This window comes from Actinoplanes sp. OR16, assembly GCF_004001265.1.
GTDB lineage: Bacteria > Actinomycetota > Actinomycetes > Mycobacteriales > Micromonosporaceae > Actinoplanes.
The window spans coordinates 7,774,675-7,796,352 of sequence record NZ_AP019371.1; the positions used below are offsets into that span (position 1 = coordinate 7,774,675).

20 protein-coding genes are annotated in these 21,678 nt (G+C 69.6%); 3 read left to right on the top strand and 17 right to left on the bottom strand.

The genetic code is table 11. The features are described 5' to 3' along the window. Position 1: 1 nt before the first annotated feature. The 5 genes from paaD to paaN are packed head-to-tail and all read right to left on the bottom strand — an operon-like array spanning position 2 to position 4,228. Positions 2 to 493, bottom strand: coding sequence for a 1,2-phenylacetyl-CoA epoxidase subunit PaaD (gene paaD, locus EP757_RS35835; RefSeq protein WP_255435297.1), 492 nt, complete (start codon positions 491 to 493; stop codon positions 2 to 4). Then, complete coding sequence (paaC, locus tag EP757_RS35840) at positions 487 to 1,359, bottom strand: 1,2-phenylacetyl-CoA epoxidase subunit PaaC (protein ID WP_127552805.1); 873 nt, start codon at positions 1,357 to 1,359, stop codon at positions 487 to 489. The genes paaD and paaC overlap by 7 nt, the downstream gene beginning before the upstream one ends. A gap of 9 nt (positions 1,360 to 1,368) precedes the next feature. Then, positions 1,369 to 1,653, bottom strand: coding sequence for a 1,2-phenylacetyl-CoA epoxidase subunit PaaB (paaB, locus tag EP757_RS35845; RefSeq protein WP_127552806.1), 285 nt, complete (start codon positions 1,651 to 1,653; stop codon positions 1,369 to 1,371). Then, positions 1,650 to 2,510 carry a 1,2-phenylacetyl-CoA epoxidase subunit PaaA gene (paaA, locus tag EP757_RS35850; protein ID WP_232050745.1) on the bottom strand — a complete coding sequence of 287 codons (861 nt, stop codon included), beginning with the start codon at positions 2,508 to 2,510 and terminating at the stop codon, positions 1,650 to 1,652. The genes paaB and paaA overlap by 4 nt, the downstream gene beginning before the upstream one ends. 53 nt (positions 2,511 to 2,563) lie before the next feature. Next, on the bottom strand, positions 2,564 to 4,228 hold the full coding sequence (paaN, locus tag EP757_RS35855) for a phenylacetic acid degradation protein PaaN (RefSeq protein ID WP_232050179.1): 1,665 nt from the start codon (positions 4,226 to 4,228) through the stop codon (positions 2,564 to 2,566). Positions 4,229 to 4,281: 53 nt separating this feature from the next. Between paaN and EP757_RS35860 the strand changes: the two genes are divergently transcribed. Beyond that, positions 4,282 to 4,872: a TetR/AcrR family transcriptional regulator gene (locus EP757_RS35860; RefSeq protein ID WP_127552808.1), complete on the top strand. Its 591-nt coding sequence runs from the start codon at positions 4,282 to 4,284 to the stop codon at positions 4,870 to 4,872. Between the two features lie 169 nt (positions 4,873 to 5,041). Next, positions 5,042 to 6,982, top strand: coding sequence for a LysM peptidoglycan-binding domain-containing protein (locus tag EP757_RS43560; protein ID WP_127552809.1), 1,941 nt, complete (start codon positions 5,042 to 5,044; stop codon positions 6,980 to 6,982). Here the strand turns inward: EP757_RS43560 and EP757_RS35870 are convergent. From EP757_RS35870 to EP757_RS35925, 11 genes are all read right to left on the bottom strand, one after another. Next, positions 6,958 to 7,977, bottom strand: a complete 1,020-nt coding sequence (locus EP757_RS35870) for a Gfo/Idh/MocA family protein (protein WP_127552810.1) — start codon at positions 7,975 to 7,977, stop codon at positions 6,958 to 6,960. The two genes, EP757_RS43560 and EP757_RS35870, sit on opposite strands and share 25 nt — an antisense overlap. Before the next feature lie 388 nt (positions 7,978 to 8,365). Then, the gene (locus EP757_RS35880; protein ID WP_127552811.1) at positions 8,366 to 9,133 is read right to left on the bottom strand and encodes an ATP-binding cassette domain-containing protein; all 768 of its coding nucleotides are present in this window, start codon (positions 9,131 to 9,133) and stop codon (positions 8,366 to 8,368) included. 7 nt (positions 9,134 to 9,140) lie between these two features. After that, the gene (locus tag EP757_RS35885) at positions 9,141 to 10,148 is read right to left on the bottom strand and encodes an ABC transporter permease (protein WP_232050180.1); all 1,008 of its coding nucleotides are present in this window, start codon (positions 10,146 to 10,148) and stop codon (positions 9,141 to 9,143) included. Continuing rightward, complete coding sequence (locus EP757_RS35890; protein WP_127552812.1) at positions 10,145 to 11,113, bottom strand: sugar ABC transporter substrate-binding protein; 969 nt, start codon at positions 11,111 to 11,113, stop codon at positions 10,145 to 10,147. Before EP757_RS35890 ends, EP757_RS35885 begins: the two co-directional genes overlap by 4 nt. Next, positions 11,110 to 12,000, bottom strand: coding sequence for a sugar phosphate isomerase/epimerase (locus EP757_RS35895; RefSeq protein ID WP_127552813.1), 891 nt, complete (start codon positions 11,998 to 12,000; stop codon positions 11,110 to 11,112). Before EP757_RS35895 ends, EP757_RS35890 begins: the two co-directional genes overlap by 4 nt. Positions 12,001 to 12,005: 5 nt before the next feature. Then, positions 12,006 to 13,499 (bottom strand): CoA-acylating methylmalonate-semialdehyde dehydrogenase, encoded by a 1,494-nt coding sequence (locus tag EP757_RS35900; protein WP_127552814.1) that lies wholly within the window; start codon positions 13,497 to 13,499, stop codon positions 12,006 to 12,008. A 2-nt stretch (positions 13,500 to 13,501) separates the two neighbouring features. Further along, the gene (gene iolD, locus EP757_RS35905) at positions 13,502 to 15,385 is read right to left on the bottom strand and encodes a 3D-(3,5/4)-trihydroxycyclohexane-1,2-dione acylhydrolase (decyclizing) (protein ID WP_127552815.1); all 1,884 of its coding nucleotides are present in this window, start codon (positions 15,383 to 15,385) and stop codon (positions 13,502 to 13,504) included. Then, on the bottom strand, positions 15,382 to 16,332 hold the full coding sequence (gene iolB, locus EP757_RS35910; RefSeq protein ID WP_232050181.1) for a 5-deoxy-glucuronate isomerase: 951 nt from the start codon (positions 16,330 to 16,332) through the stop codon (positions 15,382 to 15,384). The genes iolD and iolB overlap by 4 nt, the downstream gene beginning before the upstream one ends. A 164-nt stretch (positions 16,333 to 16,496) precedes the next feature. Further along, positions 16,497 to 17,099, bottom strand: a complete 603-nt coding sequence (locus tag EP757_RS35915) for a GNAT family N-acetyltransferase (RefSeq protein ID WP_127552816.1) — start codon at positions 17,097 to 17,099, stop codon at positions 16,497 to 16,499. Continuing rightward, positions 17,096 to 18,622 (bottom strand): APC family permease, encoded by a 1,527-nt coding sequence (locus EP757_RS35920; protein WP_127552817.1) that lies wholly within the window; start codon positions 18,620 to 18,622, stop codon positions 17,096 to 17,098. The genes EP757_RS35915 and EP757_RS35920 overlap by 4 nt, the downstream gene beginning before the upstream one ends. A 61-nt stretch (positions 18,623 to 18,683) precedes the next feature. After that, positions 18,684 to 19,334, bottom strand: a complete 651-nt coding sequence (locus tag EP757_RS35925) for a GPP34 family phosphoprotein (RefSeq protein ID WP_127552818.1) — start codon at positions 19,332 to 19,334, stop codon at positions 18,684 to 18,686. A gap of 433 nt (positions 19,335 to 19,767) precedes the next feature. Between EP757_RS35925 and EP757_RS35930 the strand changes: the two genes are divergently transcribed. Further along, positions 19,768 to 20,529, top strand: a complete 762-nt coding sequence (locus EP757_RS35930; protein ID WP_127554610.1) for a dioxygenase — start codon at positions 19,768 to 19,770, stop codon at positions 20,527 to 20,529. A gap of 128 nt (positions 20,530 to 20,657) precedes the next feature. Here the strand turns inward: EP757_RS35930 and EP757_RS35935 are convergent, their stop codons facing one another. After that, the gene (locus EP757_RS35935; protein ID WP_127552819.1) at positions 20,658 to 21,662 is read right to left on the bottom strand and encodes a TerC/Alx family metal homeostasis membrane protein; all 1,005 of its coding nucleotides are present in this window, start codon (positions 21,660 to 21,662) and stop codon (positions 20,658 to 20,660) included. Between the last annotated feature and the right edge of the window lie 16 nt (positions 21,663 to 21,678).

The window sequence follows — 21,678 nt, forward strand, 5'->3', positions numbered from 1 at the left end:
CTCAGATCTCCTTCATGTGCTCGAACGGCTCTCGGCAGGCCGGGCAGCGCCGCAGGTCCCGGCACGCGGTGGCGCCGAAGGCGGTCACCGTCTCGGTGTCCGCGTGCCCGCATCGGGGGCAGGCGACGGCGGCCGGGCGGGTGGTCAGGGCCAGCGGGACGGGTCCGGCGGCGCGCCGGGGCGCGGGTCCGGGCGGGGCGATGCCCGCCTCGGCGAGCTTGCGCCTGCCGGTTTCGCTGATCCAGTCGGTGGTCCAGGCCGGGGCGATGACGGTACGGACGTCCACCCGTGCGAATCCCGCTCGCAGCAAGGAGCCTCTGATGTCGGATCGGATGCTGTCCATGGCCGGGCATCCCGAGTAGGTGGGCGTGACGGTGACGACGACACTCGCCCCCTCCTCCCGCACATCCCGCACCACGCCCAGCTCAGCGAGCGTGATCATGGGCAATTCGGGATCGACGACGGACGCCACCACCTGCGCTGCTTTCACCACACACCGCCCGGTACGGCGTGAGCCACGCTTCGCATCTCCCGCAGGATCGAGGACAGCTCCGCGGTGTGCGCACCATCCCGGCCGCCGGCGGGCGCAGCATCACCGAGAGCGACGGGACCGGACAGCGTCGCCGCGCTGAGAACCTGAGCGAGCACGCCCTCGAACTCGGTCCGCACCGCCGCCGGGTCCACGGCGACGCCGGCCGGGACGAGGCGGGACTCGACCGGATGCGGCACGAACAGTTCCCCGGTCAGCGGCAGCAGCGCCGTCATCGCCGCGGACATCCGGCGGTGTGATTCCGGCGTACCGTCGCCGAGGCGAACCACCCACTGCGCCGCGTAGTCCCGGTGGTAGGTCAGCTCCTTGACGCCTTTCGCGGCGATGGCGGCCAGCATCGGATCCCGCGACGCCGACAGGCGATCGAAGACGGCCAGCCGCCAGGTCACCATCAGGAACAGCCGGCCTGCCAGTTCGGCGAAGTCGGCATCGGCCCGTTCGGCCAGGCGGACGTTCCGGAAATCACCGGGGGCGCGCCCGAACGCCAGATCGTCCTCGGAGCGGTCCAGCGCCTGGCCGGCCCGGGTCAGCAGCAGGCGTGCCTGCCCGAGCAGGTCGAGGGCGATGTTGGCGATCGCCAGCTCGTCCTCCAGTTCGGGCGCGCGCGTCACCCACTCCTGAAGCCGATGCGACAGGATCAGTGCGTCATCGCCGAGCATCAGGCAATATGCCGAGAAGTCGGAGATGTCGATGTCGGCGAGCAGATCCACCGGAACGGAGGAAAGAGAGTCGGAGAAGCCGGTACCGAACGCCCACCGCGCGTCGTCCTCATGATCGGTGAGTGCCGAGTAGGCATCGTCGAAAGCCAACAGAACCCCTCAGATGTGCGGCACTGACGACGGGATCGAGTAGTGCGTGGGATGGCGGTAGACCTTGTCCTGGCTGGGTTCGAAGAACGACTCCTTCTCCCCCGGGTCGGACGCCGCGACCTGGTCGGACCGCACCACCCAGATGCTGACGCCCTCGTTGCGCCGGGTGTAGAGATCACGCGCGTGGTGCAGCGCCATCTCGTGGTCGGCGGCCCGCAGCGATCCCACGTGCACGTGGTTGAGGCCGCGCTTGGCCCGCACGAACACCTCGAAGAGCGGCCATTCGTGGTTCACGGCTTCACCCCCGCGTGCTTCGCCGCGTGCGCCACGGCTGCCTCCCGGACCCAGGCGCCGTCCTCGTCGGCCTGCCGCCGCCGGGCGATGCGCTGCTCGTTCAGCGCGCCGCCACCGGAGATGACCCGCTTGAGCTCGTCGAAGTCGGGCTGCCCGAAGTCGTGGTGGCCTCTCTCCGGGTTCCACTTCAGCGAAGGGTCCGGCAGGGTCACCCCGAGAGCGGCGGCCTGCGGCACGGTCATGTCGACGAACCGCTGGCGCAGCTCGTCGTTCGTGTGCCGCTTGATCTTCCAGGCCATCGACTGCGCGGTGTTCGGGGAGTCGGCGTCGGGCGGGCCGAACATCATCAGCGACGGCCACCACCAGCGGTCGACGGCGTCCTGCACCATGCCCCGCTGTTCCGGGGTGCCGCCCATCATGGTGAGCAGCAACTCGTACCCCTGGCGCTGGTGAAAGGACTCCTCCTTGCAGATCCTGATCATCGCGCGGGCGTAGGGCCCGTAGGAGCTGCGGCAGAGCGGCACCTGGTTGCAGATGGCGGCGCCGTCGACGAGCCAGCCGATGACGCCGACGTCGGCGAAGGAGAGCGTCGGATAGTTGAAGATCGACGAGTACTTCTGCCGGCCCTCGATCAGCCGCCGGGTGAGATCGCCCCGGTCGGCGCCGAGCGTCTCGGCGGCCGAGTAGAGGTAGAGGCCGTGGCCCGCCTCGTCCTGAACCTTGGCGAGCAGGATCGCCTTGCGCCGCAGCGTCGGCGCCTTGGTGATCCACTCACCTTCCGGCTGCATGCCGATGATCTCGGAGTGGGCGTGCTGGGCGATCTGCCGGATCATCGTCTTGCGGTAGCCGTCCGGCATCTCGTCGGCGGGCTCGATCCGCTGATCCTTCGCGATAGCCTGCTCAAAAGCGGTCACGAGTGCCGCCGGGACTGGAGGGTGAAGAACCGGCCGGTCACGAACCAGTCGTCGGTCAGCGCCGCCGTCGCCGCCGGGTTCGCGCCGGTGCCGTGCAGGTCGCTGAACGCCGCCGTCTGGTTCACGAACACCCCGCCGGTGAGGTTCTCGGACAGGTGCACGCCGGCGTCCAGAGCGGCTTCCCTCGCTGCCTCGATCACCGCGGGCGAGGTCGAGTGGACGAGAGCCGACAGAGCGCCATGGGCTCGTACGGTCTCCGTGAAGATCTTCAGACTGTGATCGGTGGACTCGGTCGTGATCAGGAAGGAGACCGGGCCGAACCACTCCCGGGTGAAGGTCTTCTCGTCGGCGGCGTCGAGCCGAGCGACGAGGGGTGTCCGGATCGTCGCCTCCGCGAAATGCGGATCCTGGACAGCGGTGGAGGCGGCGATGGCCGACAGGGACGCAGCCTCGGAGAGCCGCGCCAGCACACCGTCGTTGACGATCGCCCCGAGCGTGCCGGCCGCCCGTGCCGGATCGCCGAGCAGCTTGCCGAGCGCCGCCGCGAGATCCGCGCCGAACTCGTCGGCACTGCGGTGACCCGCATCGGTCTCGATGCCGTCGCGAGGGATCAGGATGTTCTGCGGTGTCGTGCACATCTGGCCGCTGTAGAGCGAGAGTGAGAACGCCAGGTTGCGCAGCAGCCCGCGGTAGTCGGCCGTCGAGTCGAGGACGACGGTGTTGAGACCGGCCTTCTCGGTGTAGACGACGGCCTGCCGCGCGTTCGCCTCCAGCCAGTCGCCGAACTCGCTTCCCCCGGTGAAGTCGACGATCCGCACGTCCGGGTGGGTGGCGAGGGTCGCGGCGATGCCGTCGCCGGGCTCCTCGGCGGCCAGGGTGATCACGTGGGGGTCGAGGCCGGCCTCGGTCAGCACCTCCCGGGCGATCCGCACGGTGATGGCGAGCGGCAGGACGGCGCCGGGGTGCGGCTTCACGATCACCGGGTTGCCGGTGACCAGGCTGGCGAAGATGCCGGGGTAGCTGTTCCAGGTCGGGAACGTGGTGCAGCCGATCACCACGGACACGCCGCGGCCGACCACCGTCGCGGTCTTCGAGAGGGTCAGCGGGTCGCCGCCGCGCTGCGGTTTCGACCAGGCCGACCGGGACGGCAGCCGGGTCGTGGCGGCGAGGGCGCAGGCGACGGCTTCGAGGCCGCGGTCCTGGGCGTGTGCGCCGCCGGCCTGGAACGCCATGACGAACGCCTGGCCGGTGGTGTGCTGCACGGCGTGGGCGATCTCGAAGCCGGCGGCGTTGATCCGGCGCAGGATCTCGGCGGCCACCCCGGCCCGGCCCTCCGGTCCGGCGGCACGCCAGCCGGGGGTGGCGGCGCGGGCCGCGGCGACGAGGGCGTGCGGGTCGGCCCTGGGGTAGCTGACGGCCAGCTCCAGACCGTACGGCGAGCGCTCGGTGGCGACCGTGCCCACCGCGCCCGGGACGTCGATCGGGAACGGCTTGCCGAGCAGCGCGGTGAAGGCGCGCTCGCCGGCCGGGGCGGCCTCGTCGCCGTAGACCGATTTGCTGGGCGACTCCGGGAAGGCGGACCAGTAGTCGCGCGCGACGGTCGCCTCGATCGCGCGCGCCAGAAGCTCGCGATGGGTCTCGTACAGCTCAGCAGGATTCACCCCTCTATTTACCGTCCAATCGGTCGGTAAATCAAGCGGTAGATTAGTTGACCATGACCCCGCGCCGCCGCGGACGCCCCGGCCACGACCAGGACGCCGTGCTCACCGCCGCGGTGCGGCTGTTCAACGACCGTGGCTACGACGCCACCAGCATGTTCGACGTGGCCGAGTCGCTCGGCATCACCAAGTCGACGCTCTACCACCACGTCACCAGCAAGGAACAGCTGCTCACGATGGCCGTCGACCGGGCGCTGGACGGCCTCTTCGAGGCGGCCGCCGACAACGACGCGCCGTCGGCCACCGCGAAGCTGGAGACCCTGATCCGGCGCAGCGTCCTGGTCCTCGCCGAGCGCCTCGCATTCGTCACCCTGCTGCTGCGCGTGCACGGCAACACCGAGGCCGAGCAGCACGCGCTGGCCCGCCGCCGCGAGTTCGACCGCCTGGTCACCGACCTGGTCGCGCGGGCTCAGGCCGAGGGCGGCATCCGCGCCGACGTCGACCCGGCCACCGCGGCCCGCCTGATCTTCGGCATGGTCAACTCGCTGATCGAGTGGTACCGCCCGGACCGCGGCGACCCGGCCGCCATCGCCGCGACGATCTCCACGTTCGCCTTCGAGGGGTTGCGGCACCGCCCTAACGGCTGAATCGACGCCATCTGCGAACACAACCACTCCAATGTGTCATCCACACGTCTCCCTCCGTAGTGGAACCTTCCTAAGGTGGCCCGGGTAGAGCTACCGAATCGTGGGCCCACGACCGCGCGAACGATGTCGCACGGCCGCATCGCCAGAATCGTTGCGAAGGGAAGCCACCATGGCGCGTCTCGCACACGGAAAACCTCTCACCGAAGACGAAGTCAACGCAGCCCGCGCCGACATCGTTGCTTTCAGCGCTCGTTCCGAAGCCTCGTTCGCCCTCGCCGCCCCACCACCGTTCGGACCGTTCGACCTGCTCTTCCCAGGCCTGCAGGACGACGAGGCCAACCTGGTCGAGCAGACGCCGAAGACGCCGGAGAAGCTGGCGGCGCTCGGCACCGCGATGGCCGATCCGGACCAGGGTGACGACGGCCCGATCCCGGCCGCATACACGTACCTCGGGCAGTTCATCGACCACGACATCACCCAGGAGATCCAGAAGCCGGGTTCCGGCACCATGACCGAACTGCTCGCGCCCGGGATGACGCCGCTGCCGCTGGCACAGGTTCGGTCGGCGCTCGCCAACCGGCGCAGCGCGACCCTCGATCTGGACAGCGTCTACGAGCCGCCGGCGCCGCGCGACCCGGAGAACAGCAACCTGATGCAGATCGGCAAGGTCGCCGGCACCAACAGCACGCGGCCTCCGCTCAAGCGCCCGGACGGCAAGGGCGACGACAACGACCTGCCCCGCGAACCGCGCAACGACGACTTCACGCACGACCGCGCCGCGCTGATCGGTGACGACCGCAACGACGAGAACACCATCATCTCCCAGCTGCACCTGGCCTTCCTGAAGGCACACAACGCCCTGGTCAAGCAGGGTCTGTCGTTCGAGGCCGCACGCCGCACGCTGCGTCAGCACTACCAGTGGATCGTGGTGCACGACTTCCTCCGGGAGCGGGTCGCCGAGCCCGGGATCGTCGACGACATCGTGAAGAACGGCAACCGCTGGTTCAATCCGTACGGCGAGACCTTCTTCATGCCGCTGGAGTTCTCCGTTGCGGCGTACCGGTTCGGTCACTCGATGGTCCGCGCCGGCTACGACTTCAACGAGAACTTCAACGTCGCCGCCGGCCGGGCGGCCACCCTCGAACTGCTCTTCACGTTCACCGCGTTCAGCGGCGAGCTGCGCGACTTCGAGACGCTGCCGGAGAACTGGATCATCGAGTGGGAGCGGGTGATCGGCGACAAGGCGCAGAAGGCCCGCAAGATCGACACCTCGCTGGCGAAGGTCGGCGACCTGGCGCTGTTCAACCTGCAGACCATCCGGGGTGAGCGGGAGACACCCGACCTCGCCGCCCGGCTCGCCGCCCGCAACCTGCTGCGCGGTTACCGTCTGCGGCTGCCCACCGGCCAGGCCGTCGCGCAGCTGCTCGGCGCGCAGGTGCTGGCCAAGGACGACATCATCGCCGCCGCGGGTGGCGGCGACAGCGATCAGGCCAGGGCGCTGACCGCCGGCGGTTTCGAGTCCCGGACCCCGCTCTGGTACTACATCCTCGCCGAGGCGCAGCACTTCCACCGGGGCGCCCGGCTCGGACCGGTCGGCAGCACCATCATCGCCGAGGTCCTGATCGGGCTGATCCGGCGCAGCGAGGACTCGATCCTCAAGGCACCGGGCTGGCGGCCCACCCTGCCGGCCACCAGACCGGGCACCTATGAGCTCGCCGACCTGCTGCGGCTCGCCGGCGTCCTGGGCGGACCGGCCGCGCCGCCGAAGCCGCGCACCTACACGGTCAAGAGCGGCGACACGCTCACCGGCATCGCCCGCGGCCAGCTCGGCGACGAGCGCCGGTGGACGCAGATCTACGTGCTCAACCGCAAGGAGATCCGCGACCCGAACCGGATCTTCCCCGGCCAGGTGTTCGTCCTGCCGCCGCAGGAGCCGGTCGGCCCGATCCCGAGGCTCCACATCGTGCGGCGGGGGGACACGCTCTTCGGCATCGCCAAGGCGCAGCTCGGCGACGGCAACCGCTGGCCGGAGATCTTCCGCCTGAACCGCGACGTCCTGGACAACCCGGATCGGATCATTCCCGGTCAGGTGCTCGTGCTGCCGTCATAGAGCGCCGGCTTCGCGATTTCGGAGATCAACACCCTTTCCCCGGTACGAAGGGACGACTGCGCCGCGGCCGACACGGTGGCCGCGGCGTAACCGTCCCAGGCACTCGGCCCGTCCGCCGCTGCGCCCTCACGAAGACCCGTGACCCAGGACCGCAGCTCGGCGTCGTAGGCCGCGCCGAACCGCTCCCGCCAGTCACCGGCGACCGGCGAGGCGAGCCGGCCGTCCCGGCGCACCGCGACCAGCCCGGATTCACCGAGCGCCGCCGTGCCGTTCTCGCCGAGGATCTCGCCACGGATGTCGTAGCCGTACCGGACGTTCACCGAGATCTCCACGTCGACCAGCACACCGCCGGCCAGTTCCAGGATCAGCAGCATCGGGTCGGGCAGGTCGCCGGCGTTGCCGCTGGCCCGGGGCCGCAGCACCCGGACCGCCACCACCTCGGTCCGGAACATCCACCGCACCATGTCGATCTCGTGCACCGCGGTGTCCGCGATCATGTCCTCGGCCCGGTAGAAGCCGGGCACGCCGGCGTTCCGGTGCGCGCAGTGCATCATCAGCGGCGCACCGATCGACCCGGAGTCGAGCTCGCGTCTGAGGGCGCGATAAGCAGGGTCATATCTCCGCATATATCCGACTTGCACCAGTCGGTGGCCTCGCGCGACCTCCGCTTCCACGATCCGCAGGCACGCTTCGGGTGTGGGGGCCAGTGGCTTCTCGCAGAACACGGGTTTACCGGCGGCGATGGCGGCGAGCACATACTCCTCATGAGTGCCGCCCCACGAGCAGACCAGCACGGCATCCACGTCGGGGTCTTCGATCAGCCGGTCACCGGGTCGCACAGTGGCCCCGCATGCATCGGCGACCTGAGCGGCGGCGCTCTCGTCCACGTCGGCCACCGCGACCACCTCGGCACCGGCGACGACACTGGTCAGCCGCCGGACATGATCCCGCCCGATCATCCCCGCCCCGACGACCCCCACCCGCAGTTTTGTCATGACATATCCGAAATGTCGGGCGGGCTAGCCGTCATGCAGGGCGGGCCAGCCGTCATGCAGGGCGGGCCAGCCGTCATGCAGGGCGGGCCAGCCGTCATGCAGGGCGGGCCAGCCGTCATGCAGGGCGGGCCAGCCGTCATGCAGGGCGGGCCAGCCGTCATGCAGGGCGGGCCAGCCGTCATGCAGGGCGGGCCAGCCGTCATGCAGGGCGGGCCAGCCGACACGTCAGGCGGGCCAACCATCATGTCGGGCGGGCCAACCATCATGTCGGGCGGGCCAACCGACACGTCAGGCGGGCCAACCATCATGTCGAGCGGGCCAACCATCATGTCGAGCGGGCCAACCATCATGTCGGGCGGGCCAACCATCATGTCGGGCGGGCCAGCCGTCATGATGGGCGGCCGAGTTCGTGGGCCAGCTGCTCCAGCTCGTCACCGCCGGCCATCTGGGTGGTCAACTGGTCGAGAGTGACCTCGCTGCGGCGCGCGTCGAGCACCACCGAGCCCAGTTTGAGGATGACGAAGTGGTCGCCGACCAGGAAGGCGTGGTGCGGGTTGTGGGTGATGAAGACGACGCCGATGTCCGCGTCCCGGGCCGCGGCGATGTGTTTGAGCACCGCGCCCGACTGTTTGACGCCGAGCGCCGCCGTCGGCTCGTCGAGGATCAGCACGCGGGCGCCGAAGTGGATCGCCCGGGCGATCGCGACGCCCTGCCGCTGCCCGCCGGAGAGGGTGCCGATCGGCTGATCGATGTCGGCCACCGCGATGCCCATGTCGCGCAGGGCGGCGTCCGCTATCCGTTTCATCTCGCGGATCCGCAACGAGGCGAGGGGGTACCGGCCGGCGACCAGTTCGGAGCCGAGGAAGAAGTTGCGCCACACCGGCATCAGCGGCACCACGGCGAGCCCCTGGTAGACGGTGGCGATGCCGAGGGCGAGCGCTTCCCGGGGCGAGGAGAACGTCCGGGCGACGCCGTCCACCAGTAACTCGCCGGACGTGTGCGGATGCAGCCCGGACATGATGCCGATCAGCGTCGACTTGCCGGCGCCGTTGTCGCCGAGCACGCAGGTCACCGATCCGGCGTCGGCCTTCAGCGACACGTCGTGCAGCGCCCGGATCGGCCCGTAGCTCTTGCCGGCCCCCACCAATTCGATCATGTGAAGATCACCGCGAACCCCACTTCCGGGCGTAGTGGTTGACCAGGACGGCGAGCAGCAGCATCACGCCGAGGAAGGCGCGGAACCAGTTCGGGTCCCAGCCGGCGTAGACGATGCCGAGGCTGGTCATGCCGAAGATGAACGCGCCGATCGCGACACCGATGGCGTTGCCGAAGCCGCCGGTGAGCAGGGTGCCGCCGACCACCGCCGCGATGATGTAGAGGAATTCGTTCCCGACGCCGTTGCCGGCCTGCAGCGTGTTGAACCGGTACAGGTTGTGCATCCCGACGAACCAGCCGAGGAACGACACCGTGACGAACAGCGAGATCTTGGTGCGGACCACCGGCACACCGACGGCCCGAGCGCTCTCCGCGGCCCCGCCGACCGCGTAGATCCAGTTGCCGGGCCGGGTGCGCTGCAGGATCCACGCGGAGAGCGCGACGAAGAAGAACCAGAAGAGCACGATGGTCCAGACGGTGACGTCACCGATCCCGAACGACGATGCGAAGACCGCCTGCAGCGACGAGAACCCGTCGATGTCCGCGATGTCGGTGGAGGACACCGAGCCGGTCACCAGCTTGGTGACTCCGAGGTTCACACCTTGGAGCACGAAGAACGTGCCGAGCGTGATCAGAAAGCTGGGAATCCCCGTCCGCATCACCAGCCATCCGTTGAGAAAGCCCACGGCCAGGCAGAACAGCAGGGACAGCAGCGCGCCGATCCAGAGGTTGACGCCGAAGTACCAGCAGAACAGCGAGTTGACCAGCCCGGCCGACGTGACGATCACACCGGCCGACAGGTCGAACTCGCCGCCGATCATCAGCATGCCGACGCCGACCGCGACGATCCCGATGGTCGACGACTGGTAGAGAACGGTGAACAGCGACCCCGCCGAACGGAAGGCGGGCGCCACCGCCAGGAAGAACAGGAAGATGGCGACGGCGGCCACCAGCGCGCCCACCTCGGGGCGCGCCAGCAGCCGGCCTGCCCTCCCCATGCTGGTAGAGCGGCTCACCTGGTGTTCTTCTCGGTGAACGGCAGGATCGTGTCGATGTTCGACGAGTCCACGAAGGACGGACCGGTCAGCACCGGCCCGCCGCCACCGAGGTCGTTGCCGTTCTTCAAGTACAGATACAGCGAGGTCACCGCCATGTAGCCCTGCGCGTACGGTTGCTGATCGATGGCGAACTCGACCTTCCCGTCCTTGATCGCCTGGGCCATCTCCTTGTTGAGGTCGAACGTGACCAGCTTGGCCGGCGAGGACGCCTGCTCCTTGGCCTGGACGGCGTCCAGGGCGACCGGCGCGCCGAGCGTCACGATGTAGTCGATGGACGAGTCCTGCGCCAGCTTGGCCTGCAGCGCCGTGGTGACGGCCGCGTCGTCCGCGCCGTTGACCTGGAGGTTCTCGGTCGCCGCCACCTTCGACTTCACGCCGGCGCAGCGCGCTTCGAGTGCCACCGAACCCTGCTGGTGGATCACGCAGATCGGGTGCTTGGCGCCCGCGGTGGCGAGCCGTTCGCCGATGCTCTCACCGGCCAGCGTCTCGTCGGACCCGAAGTACATCAGCGCGCCCAGCTCCTTGTACTGCTCGATGCCGGCGTTGAGGCCGACCACCGGGATGCCCGCGCCGGTCGCCGCCTTGACCGAGCCGGCCAGGGCCTCGGGCGTGACCAGCGTGGTGGCGATGCCCTGGACCTTCGAGTCGACGGCCTGCTGGATCAGCGTGGCCTGCTTGCCGGCGTCCGGGTCGTTCGAGTACTTCAGATCGACGCCGGTGTCGATGGCGGCCTGCTCGGCGCCGGCCCGCACCTTGTCCCAGAAGGTGTCGCCGGGCCTCTCGTGGGTGACGAAGGCGATCGTGTACCCGGAACTCTGCTTGGCGGCGCTGCCCTCGTTCGCGTCCGGCTCCTCCCGGCCGCCTTCACTACAACCGGCGGCGAGCAGCAGGATCGCGGCGCCCGCGACCACAAGACGATTCATACGAACTCCCCTGTTGACGTCAGATAGGCGAACGTGCGGCGGGCGATCGGCAACGGGATGTCGAAGTCGACCGGGTACATGTCCTGTTCGACGACAACGTATAGATCTCTGTCCAACTCCGCGAGCGCTCGCACGACCGGCGCGATCTCCGGGACGCCGGCCGGGGCGGTCACGCTCACGCCCATGGCCACGGCCTGGCCGAAGGCCAGATCCTCGGCGCCGGCGCGAGCAGCGAGATCCGGGTCCATCTGCTTGAGGTGTACGTAGCCCACGCGCTGTGCGTACGCCCGTATCAGTCCGAGCACGTCCGCCCCGCGATAGGCCAGGTGGCCGACGTCCAGGCAGAGCGAGACGAACCGCGGGTCGGTGCCGTCCAGGAACCGCTCCACCTGCTCCTGGTTCTCCACCTGGTAGTCGGCGTGCGGGTGGAAGCGCAGCCGCAGGCCGTACTCCTCGGCGAGCATCCGGCCGAGCGTGTCGGCGTTGGCGCAGAGCGAGCGCCACTGCCCGTACGCCAGCTCGCTCGCCTCCAGATAGCCGCCGGTGGCGTCGTCGCGGTAGCCCGGCACCGGCACGAAGATCACGTTCTCGGCGCCGAGGGCGGCGGTCAGTCCGGCCACCCGCCGGGTCTCGGCGAGCACCTCGGGGAAGTCCTTGTGCGGCCCGCCGACGCCACCGACGGTCCCGCCGGCGCAGGTCAGCCCGCGCGCCGCGAGTTCGTCGGCGAGCCGTGCCGGATCGGTGGGCAGGTAGCCGTAGGGACCGAGCTCCACGTTGCGGTAGCCGGCCAGGGTGAGCTCGTCGAGGAACCGTTTCCACGGGGTCTGGCGCGGGTCGTCGGCGTACCAGACGCCCCACGAGTCGGGGCAGCTGCCGAGGCGGAGCATGCCGGTCACCGGGCCGTCGGGAAGTGCAGGGACGCCTCGGCGGCGGTGTCGGTGACCGGCCAGCGCTGGGTGACGACCTTGGCCCGGGTGTAGAACGCGACACCGTCCGGGCCGTAGATCGGACTCTGCCCGAACAGCGAGTCCTTCCAGCCGCCGAACGAGTAGTACGCCATCGGCACCGGAATGGGGACGTTGATGCCGATCATGCCGACCCGCACGCCGCGCTGGAACGTGCGGGCCGCCGCTCCGCTGGACGTGAAGAGAGCGGTGCCGTTGCCGTACGGATTGGCATTGATCGTGGTGATCGCCTCATCGGCGTCGGCGGCCCGGACGACCGAGAGCACCGGGCCGAAGATCTCCTCGCGGTAGACGTCCATGTCGGTGGTGACGGCGTCGAGCACGGTGGCTCCCAGAAAGAAGCCCCCCTCGTACCCGGGAAGGGAAAGCTCGCGGCCGTCGGCCGCGACCGTCGCGCCCTGCCGCTCCCCCGCCGAGATCAGGCCTTTGATCCTGTCCCGCGCCGCAGCGGTGATCACCGGACCCATCTCGGAGGCCGGATGGTCGCCCGGACCGACGCGGATGTTCTTCGCCAGGTCCGCCACCCGGGAGACCAGGCTGTCCGCCGCCGGACCCACCGCGACCGCCGCCGAGATCGCCATGCAGCGCTCCCCCGCCGAGCCGAACGCCGACGCGACCAGGTGTTCGGCGGCGAAGTCGAGGTCGGCGTCGGGCAGGATCACCGCGTGGTTCTTGGCGCCGCCGAGAGCCTGCACGCGCTTGCCGGCGAGGGACGCCTCGCGATGGATGTGACGGGCGATCGGCGTGGAGCCGACGAACGACACCGCCGCGATACCGGGATGCCCGATCAGAGCGTCGACGGCTGTCTTGTCGCCGTGCACCACGTTGAAGACGCCGTCGGGCAGACCGGCCCGCTGCCAGAGCCGGGCGACGAAGCCGGCCGACGAGGGGTCGCGCTCGCTGGGTTTCAGGATGAACGTGTTGCCGCAGGCGATCGCGATCGGGTGCATCCACATCGGCACCATCGCGGGGAAGTTGAACGGGGTGATCCCGGCGACGACGCCGAGCGGCTCGCGGAAGCTGAACACGTCGACGCCGGCCGAGGCCTGGCCGGAGAACTCACCTTTGAGCAGCTGTGGGATGCCGCAGGCGAACTCGATGACCTCCAGTCCGCGCTGGACCTCACCCGCCGCGTCGGAGAGGACCTTGCCGTGCTCGCTGGATACGATCTCGGCGAGTTCCGGCGCGTTCGCGTTGATCAACTCGCGGAAGCTGAAGAGGATCTTAGAGCGGGCGCTGAGGGAGGACTGGCTCCACTCGCGGAAGGCGTCTTCCGCTGCCGCGACCGCCGCGTCGATGTCGGATCTCTCCGCCAGCAAGACCTCGTGCTGCACCTCGCCGGTCGCCGGCTGGTAGACCGGGGCGCGTCGCGTCGAGTGACCGCCGGTCGCGCGGCCGGCGATCCAGTGTTCGATGATCACGTCTATCGGCCTCCTGGTCGCAGGTGGTGCCGCTGCCGCTTCTTCTCCTCCAGATATCCGGCGTGCGCGTGACGCGTGCTGTGCAGGGTGGCCACCTCGGCGACCGGCACGTCCCACCACGCCTCCGAGGACGGCCCGTCGGCGAGCGGGTCGGTCTCGATGTGCACGACGGTGAGCCGCTCCGACTCCCGCGCCTTCTTCAACCCCTCGGCCAGGTCGGCCGCGGTCCGGCAGCGGATCACCGCGGCGCCCAGGCTCTCCGCGTTGGCGGCCAGGTCGACCGGCAGCCGGGCGCCGTCGTAGTCGCCGGTGGCCGGATTCTTGTAGCGGTACGCCGTACCGAACCGCTGTGACCCGGTCTGCTGGGACAGCGCGCCGATCGAGGCGAACCCGTGGTTCTGCACCAGCACCACGATCAGCTTCACGCCCTCGGCGATCGCCGTGACGATCTCCTGCGCCATCATCAGATACGAGCCGTCGCCGACCAGCGCGTACACCTCGCGGCTCGGGTCGGCCAGCTTGATCCCCAGCGCTCCGGCGATCTCGAAGCCCATGCAGGAGTAGCCGTACTCCACGTGGTACTGCTTCGGGTGCCGGGCCCGCCACAGCCGCTGCAGGTCACCGGGGAGGCTGCCGGCCGCCTGCACGACGACGTCACGGGTGCCGCAGGCCTCGTTCACCACGCCGATCACCTCGGCCTGGGACGGCAGATCTCGATTCGCCGGCACATACGCCCGATCGATCCGGGCCTGCCACTGCCGGACGGCGTCGCCGAAGTCGCCGGTGAACCGCCGGCCGTGCATGAGCGGGCGCAGCGCCGTGAGACCGGCCCGGGCGTCGGCGACCAGCGGCAGCGCGGAGAGCTTGCCGGCGTCGAAGGCGGTCACGTTGAGGTTCACGAACCGCACGTTCGGGTGCTGGAACGCGCTGCGCGAGGCCGTGGTGAAGTCGGAGTACCGGGTGCCGATGCCGAGCACCACGTCGGCGTGACTGGCCAGCCGGTTCGCCACCGGGCTGCCGGTCGCCCCCACCCCGCCGACCGCGTTCGGGTGGTCCCAGGGCAGCGCGCCCTTGCCGGCCTGGGTGTCGGCCACCGGGATGCCGGTCTCCCGGGCGAACCGGTCGAGCGCCGCGGACGCCTCGGAGTAGATCACCCCGCCACCCGCGATGATCAGCGGGCGGGACGCGCCCCGGATCGCGGCGGCCGCCCGCTCCACCGCGAGGGGGTCGGGCGCCGGGCGGGACACGTGCCAGACGCGCTTCGCGAACAGCTCGTCGGGGAAGTCGTACGCCTCGGCCTGCACGTCCTGCGGCAGGCAGAGGGTGACCGCGCCGGTCTCCGCCGGATCGAACAGCACCCGCATCGAGGTGAGCAGCGCGGACGGCAGCTGCTCCGGGCGCTGGACCCGGTCGAAATATCTCGACAGCGGCCGGAACGCGTCGTTCACCGAGACGTCGCCGGCCCGCGGGTCCTCCAGCTCCTGCAGCACCGGGGTGGCCGCCCTGGTGGCGAAGACGTCGGAGGGCAGCAGCAGCACCGGCAGCCGGTTGACGGTGGCCAGGGCCGCGCCGGTGAGCATGTTGGTGGCGCCCGGGCCGATCGAGGTCGTGCACGCGAGGGTGGCGAGCCGGTTCCTCATCCGCGCGTACCCGGCGGCCGTGTGCACCATGGCCTGCTCGTTACGGGCCAGCATGTACGGCATCTCGGTCTTGCCGTGGTGCTCGCGCTGGGCCTGCAGCAGCGCCTGCCCGATCCCCGCCACGTTGCCGTGCCCGAAGATGCCCAGGCAGCCGGCCACCGCCCGTTGTTCGGCGCCGTCCCGCTCGGTCCACTGGGCGGACAGGAAACGGACGACCGCCTGCGCGACGGTGAGCCGGTGCTTCACACTCGCCTCCGTTCCCTGGTGGAGGTCAGCGGCAGCCTCGGGTCGATCTCCTGGCCCTGCCAGCGGCCGCGGACCCAGTCGTGCGCCGGGTCGTCCCGGACCACCCAGCGACGCTCGCCGGGGCCGGCCATGACGTTGAGGTAGTAGAGGTCGTAGCCGGGCGCGGCCATCGACGGCCCGTGCCAGCCGTACGGGACCAGCACCACGTCGCCGGTGCGCACCTCGGTGCAGACGTCGATCGGCCGGTCCGGGTGGCCGTTCACCACCTGGAAGCCGCAGCCCGGCCCGCCGCCCGGCGACGTCGTCACCTCGAAGTAGTAGATCTCCTCGAGGCAGGACTCGTCCGGGCCCTCCTCGTCGTGCTTGTGCGGCGGGTACGACGACCAGTTGCCGCCCGGGGTGAGGACCTCGCACGCGATCAGCCGGTCCGCCTCGAAGGCCTCCGGCGTGCAGAAGTTGTTCACCTGCCGGCTGGCCTGCCCGGCACCGCGCATCTCGACCGGCACGTCCTCGGCCGGCCCGTACCGGAACGGCAGCTTGCGGGTGGCCCGGGCGGACGGCAGCGCGAACCGGCCGCCGTTCGGCGCGCGCAGGGTGACCGCCGAATCCCGGGGCAGATAGGCGAAGTCGGTCACCCGGGAGAACACGGTGCGGCGGCCGGTCAGGGTGAGCCGTTCGTCGTCGCAGGCCACGTCGCAGCCCCCGGCCAGCGGCAGCACCAGCATCTCGTCGTTGCCGGTCACGAACCGGACCCGGCCGCCCACCGGCAGGACCACCACGCGCAGGCCGCTGTAGTGCCAGCCGGCGTTCTCCGGGTTGACCATCACGTCGTACGGGCGCTCGGCGGAACTGCCCCGCCGGACCAGCGGGTTCACCCGGGGCGTGTTCATCACGGGTCGGTCGCGGGTCGGCCAGCCGGATCTTCTCCGGGCGTCTTCTTCAGACATCTGCGGGTCCTTCCGGCCGGCCATGGGCGTGTTCACCCCGCGGTAGCCGACAGGCCACGCTGGGTTGGACCTGGTTTCGATGTAATTACGGGACGGGCGCTACGTCAATAGCGAAAAGCCGGGGCGCTCGCGCGCCCCGGCTTCACTTCGCTGTCGTTCTCCGATCAGGACGGCGTACGCCACATCCGGTAGAACGCGGTGCCGTCCGGCAGGTAGATCTCGCACGGGTCCATCGGCTGGTAGCCGTGGCGGCGGTAGAGGCGCACGTTGTTCTCGTTCGTGGCCTCCAGGTACGCCGCGGTGCCCTTGGCGTCCAGCTCGGCGTGCATGTGGTCCATCAGCTTGCCGCCCAGGCCGTGGCCCTGCTCGGACGGGCGGACCGCGATGAACGCGAGGTGCCAGTGCTCCTCGTGCGGGTGGTTCTTGTCGAACAGCTCGCCGAGGGCGCCGAAGCGCTCGAAGTGCTCGCCGGTGATCGCCTCGAGACGCTCGAGGTAGCCCGGGATCTCGGGCAGGTCGCTCTCCCGGTCGAACCAGACGGCGACGGCCGCGTAGCCGCCGTCCTCGTGGTCGATCACGTCGATGCGGCCCTGCTTGAAGGCGGTCTCCGACTCGATCGTGAAGAAGCCGGCCATGACCTTCTCCCGCTCGGCCGGGACCGGAACCAGGTAGTGGTTCGCTGCCAGATCGTCGAAGGCGTGCGAGACCAGCGCGCCGATCGCAGGGATCTCCTGCTCGGTGGCGGTGCGGATCACGTGGCTCGTCATCGGTGGTACCCCGTCTCGCCGCCGGACGCGGCGTCGTTGTTGAGCGCGGCCGAGAAGCCGCCGGTGGTGGTGGCGCTGCGGGCGCCGAGGCCGATGCCGGCGTAGACCTGCGGCCGCGCCGACTTCAGGTAGAGCGCCCACAGGCTGCCCAGGACCAGCAGCACGAAGAAGGACGCCGGTACGACGATCGCCGGCGTGCTGCCGGGCTCCACGCCGAGCAGGGTGGCGATGTTGTCGAGGGCCAGGTAGGACATCACGAGCAGCAGGACCGAGCTGAGCACCGGCGCGATGACGCGGTGCAGCAGGTCCTCGCCCTCGGGGTTGCGGGCGAAGTACCCGATCACGGCGAACGAGGTGAGGGTGACCAGCAGCAGGACGCCGAGGCCGCCGCTGGTGCCACCCCAGAAGAAGAGCTGGACCAGCGGGTCCCAGCCGAAGACGGCGAAGGCGACGATGACGGCGAGGCCGACGGCGGACTGGGCGAGCGAGCCGTTCTTCGGAGCGCCGGTGCCGGGCACGGTACGGCCGAACGCGCGCGGCAGCACGCCCTCACGCCCGAGCGAGAACATGTACCGGGCGATGATGTTGTGGAACGAGATCATCGCGGCGATCAGCGAGGTCAGGAACAGGATGTGCCCGAGGTGCAGGGCGGTGTCGCCGAGCTGCACGGCGGCCAGGTTGAAGAAGAGCTCGGGGCCCTCGGCGGCGGCCCGGTCGACCAGGCCGTCGCCGGCCGCGGAGATCATCGCCCAGCAGGCGAACGCGTAGACGACGGCGATCATGGCGATCGCGATGTAGGTGGCGCGGGGAACCGTGCGGCGGGGGTCGCGGGACTCCTCGCTGAAGACCACCGACTGCTCGAAGCCGACGAAGCCGGTGACCGCCATGATCAGCAGCGCGCCGGATCCGGCACCGATCAGGGCTCCGGGGTCGAGGGAGGAGGTGGACGGGGTGAAGCCGTCGGTGAAGATCTCTGCGATGCCGAAGACCAGGGTCAGCGCGATCTCGGCGATCAGCAGCGTGGCCAGGACCTTGCCGTTGACGGCGACGTCCCGCACACCCAGGACGGCGACGAGGGCCCAGGCCGCGAGGGCCAGGACGTACCAGGGGACGTCCACACCGAACCAGTCGACGAACAGCGGCTGGGCGATCGCGCCGAAACCGCCGTACGAGGCGACCTGGAACATGTTGTAGGACAGCAGCGCGACCCAGGAGGCGCCGACGCCGAACGGCTTGCCGAGACCCTGCGCGATGTAGGCGTAGAACGCGCCGGCGTTGGCGATGCGCCGGGCCATCGCCACGTAACCGACCGAGAAGAGCGCCAGGACCAGGGCGACCGCGAGGAAGGCGATGGGGAAACCGGTCAGGCCGGTCACCAGGATGCCGGTCGGCACCACGCCGGCGACCACGGTCAGCGGGGCGGCCGCCGACATCATGAAGAAGACGATCGCGGCTACGCCGAGGCGGTCGCGAGCCAGTGCGTCGGAGAGCTGGCTTCCGGGTTGGGTTGCGGTCGACGACACGCGGGACTCCAGGGGTTTTCGATCTTCGGGGGTGGGTTGTGCTGTGTGGGGCTTGTGGTTCTCAGGCGCGCCGGGCCATCACCGCGTCGCCGACGGCCGCCTCGGCCTGAGCGACGAGCTGCTGCAACATGGCTGGGAAGAACCGGCGGAACTGCTCGAAGAGGCGGGCCCGGTCGCGGGCGTTGAGGGTCGCGAGGACGTGCTGGTCCAGACCGGTGGCGAGGATCAGCCCGGCCAGGAGCAGGTCGGCCACGTCGAGGTTCTCGTCGCGGGAGACCTTGGTCCGGATACGGGTGGCGGGCCAGCCGGCGGTCATCGAGTCGGCGGGCACGAACGAGACCTTGGTGCTGAACAGACCACGCTTCTCCTGCCGCTTGATCAGCCCCACCCGGGCGAGACGACGCTCGACCAGGTCGGTGGCGATGCCGGTGGAGAGGTACGCGAGCCAGTTGCGTACGCCGTGCTGACCCGCCTCGCGACGCAGCTGCTCCAGCACGGCGGTGGTCGCGGCGTCGCCGGTCGGCCGTTCGTCGATGACCACGAGTTCGGTCTCGACGAGGTCGACGCGCCGCCACAACATCAATTCACCGAGCAGAGCCGCGCCGAGACCCAGGCCGAGCGTGGCCGGTGACAGCAGGGAACTGCCTCGTATGGTGTCGTGCGCAGTCAGGTAGAGGTCATCCGCGGGCGGTAGCTGCGGCGGGGACGCCACTGCTCGTTCTCCTCTCGTCGCCTTGGGAAATGCCCGCGCTGTTCACCTTGAGTAATGTGGTGACGAATCACGAAGCAATTACTGTGCGCTCCCCCCGGCGCGACCGGAGGTAGCCTGCCAGCTCTCGCCGTCCGGCGCAACGTCCAGATGAGACAAATGTCGGCTCTACAGTAGGCGTTGTTGATCACAGTCTTGCGCAGGTAATTTGAGCGTCGATCAATAAACGGTGAGCCGGTGTTGCGATTCGTCAATATTCAATCGTGTCGAATTGGATACGGCGTCACCGGAAGCCGCCGCGAAGTTCGGCGCAGCGTGATCATGAACCTGGGGAAACTACTCAGAGTTACCTTATCGGTGGATAGTTGCATCTTCAATCAATGCCGGGATACGCTCGAATCCTGAAAGTTGAAGTTTCAAGGAGGCCACCGTGCGGATGCCCGCTCTCTTCCTCAGCCATGGCGCGCCGCCTCTGGTCGACGACCCGACCTGGGTGGCGCAGCTCCAGGAGCTCGCGGCCGGCCTGCCCCGGCCGACGGCGATCCTGATGGCGTCGGCGCACTGGGAGTCCGCGCCGCTGATGCTCGGCGCCACCACCCCGGCGCCGCTCGTCTACGACTTCGGCGGTTTCGCGCAGAAGTACTACCAGGTGCAGTACGCGGCGCCCGGCGCGCCCGCCCTGGCCGATCGGGTGGCGGCGCTGATGCCGGACTCGGAGACGGTCGCCCGGACGAACCGCGGCCTCGACCACGGCGCCTACGTCCCGCTGACCGTCATGTACCCGGACGCCGACATCCCGGTCCTGCAGATGTCGCTGCCCACCCTCGAACCCGACCGGCTGCTCGACCTCGGCGCCCGCCTCGCCCCCCTGCGCGACGAAGGCGTCCTGATCATCGGCTCCGGCTTCACCACGCACGGCCTGCCGTTCCTGCGCGACTGGCGCCCCGACGCGGCAGCGCCCGGCTGGTCCCGCGAGTTCGACGCCTGGGCCGCCGAGACCCTGGCCCGCGGCGCCGTCGACGAGCTGGCCGCGTTCCGCGACCACGCGCCGGGAATGCCCTACGCCCACCCGACGATCGAGCACTTCGCCCCGATGTTCCTCACCCTCGGCGCCTCCACCGACCCGTCCGCCGCCCCCGACCAGTCCGTGTCCGGCTTCTGGATGGGCCTCTCCAAGCGGAGCTTCCAGACCGCCTGACCCCGCCGCACGGGAGAGCCGCGTCGGCGCCCCGGAACGTCGCTCTCCGGTGCGGGTGGGGAGCGCCGTCATTCGCGTACGAGGAAAGGCCCCGGCGAAAACGCACCGGGACCTTTCGGGGAAGCGGGTTACTTGTCGGCGTGCTGCTGGTCGGAGCTGGCTCGGAGGCTGCCGGGATGGGCCTTGAGGGACGGGTCCTTGCTGGACTTGATCAGGCTGGCAACCGTGGTGATGATCAGGATGCCGATGATCACGCCCAGCGAGACCGGGGTGCTGACCTCGGGGACGGATTCGCTGATGTCCTTGTGTGCCCAGTGCAGGACCAGCTTGATGCCGATGAAGGCCAGGATGATCGACAGGCCGGTGGAGAGGTAGACGAGCCGGTCGAGCAGACCCTTGACCAGGAAGAACAGGGCTCGCAGGCCGAGCAGGGCGAAGGCGTTCGCGACGAAGACGATGTACGCCTCCTCGGTCACGCCGAACACGGCCGGGATCGAGTCGAGGGCGAAGAGCAGGTCGGTGCCGCCGATGGCCAGCAGGACCAGGAAGAGCGGCGTGAACATCCGCTTGCCGTCGACCTTGGTGATCATCTTGCCCTCGACGTAGTCGTCGGTGATGGGCAGGAAGCGGCGGCCGGCCTTGACCAGGGCGTTGTCGTCGACGCTGGGATCCTCGTCGCGGTGCCGGAAGAGCTGCACCGCGGTGTAGAGCAGGATCAGGCCGAAGATCAGGAACATGAACGAGAACGCGCTGAGCAGGGCGGCGCCGACCGCGATGAAGATGACCCGCAGCACCAGCGCGATGATGATGCCGAACGTCAGCACCTCTTGCTGGTAGCGCTCGGGCACGGCGAAGGTGCCCATGATGATCACGAAGACGAAGAGATTGTCGACCGACAGGCTCTTCTCGACGATGTATCCGGCGAAGTACTCGGTGCCGAAATCCCAACCGGCGATGCTTCCGAAGACGACACCGAACGCGATCGCGACGGCGATATAGAAGATGGACCATCCGGCGGCTTCACGGAAGCCGACGACGTGTGGACGAAGCACCCCGAGAGTCAAATCGAGGGCGAGCAGGGCGACGATGACACCGATGGTGACTGTCCACCCGAGCGCGGAGACCTCAAGCATGTCTCACAGGATCCCC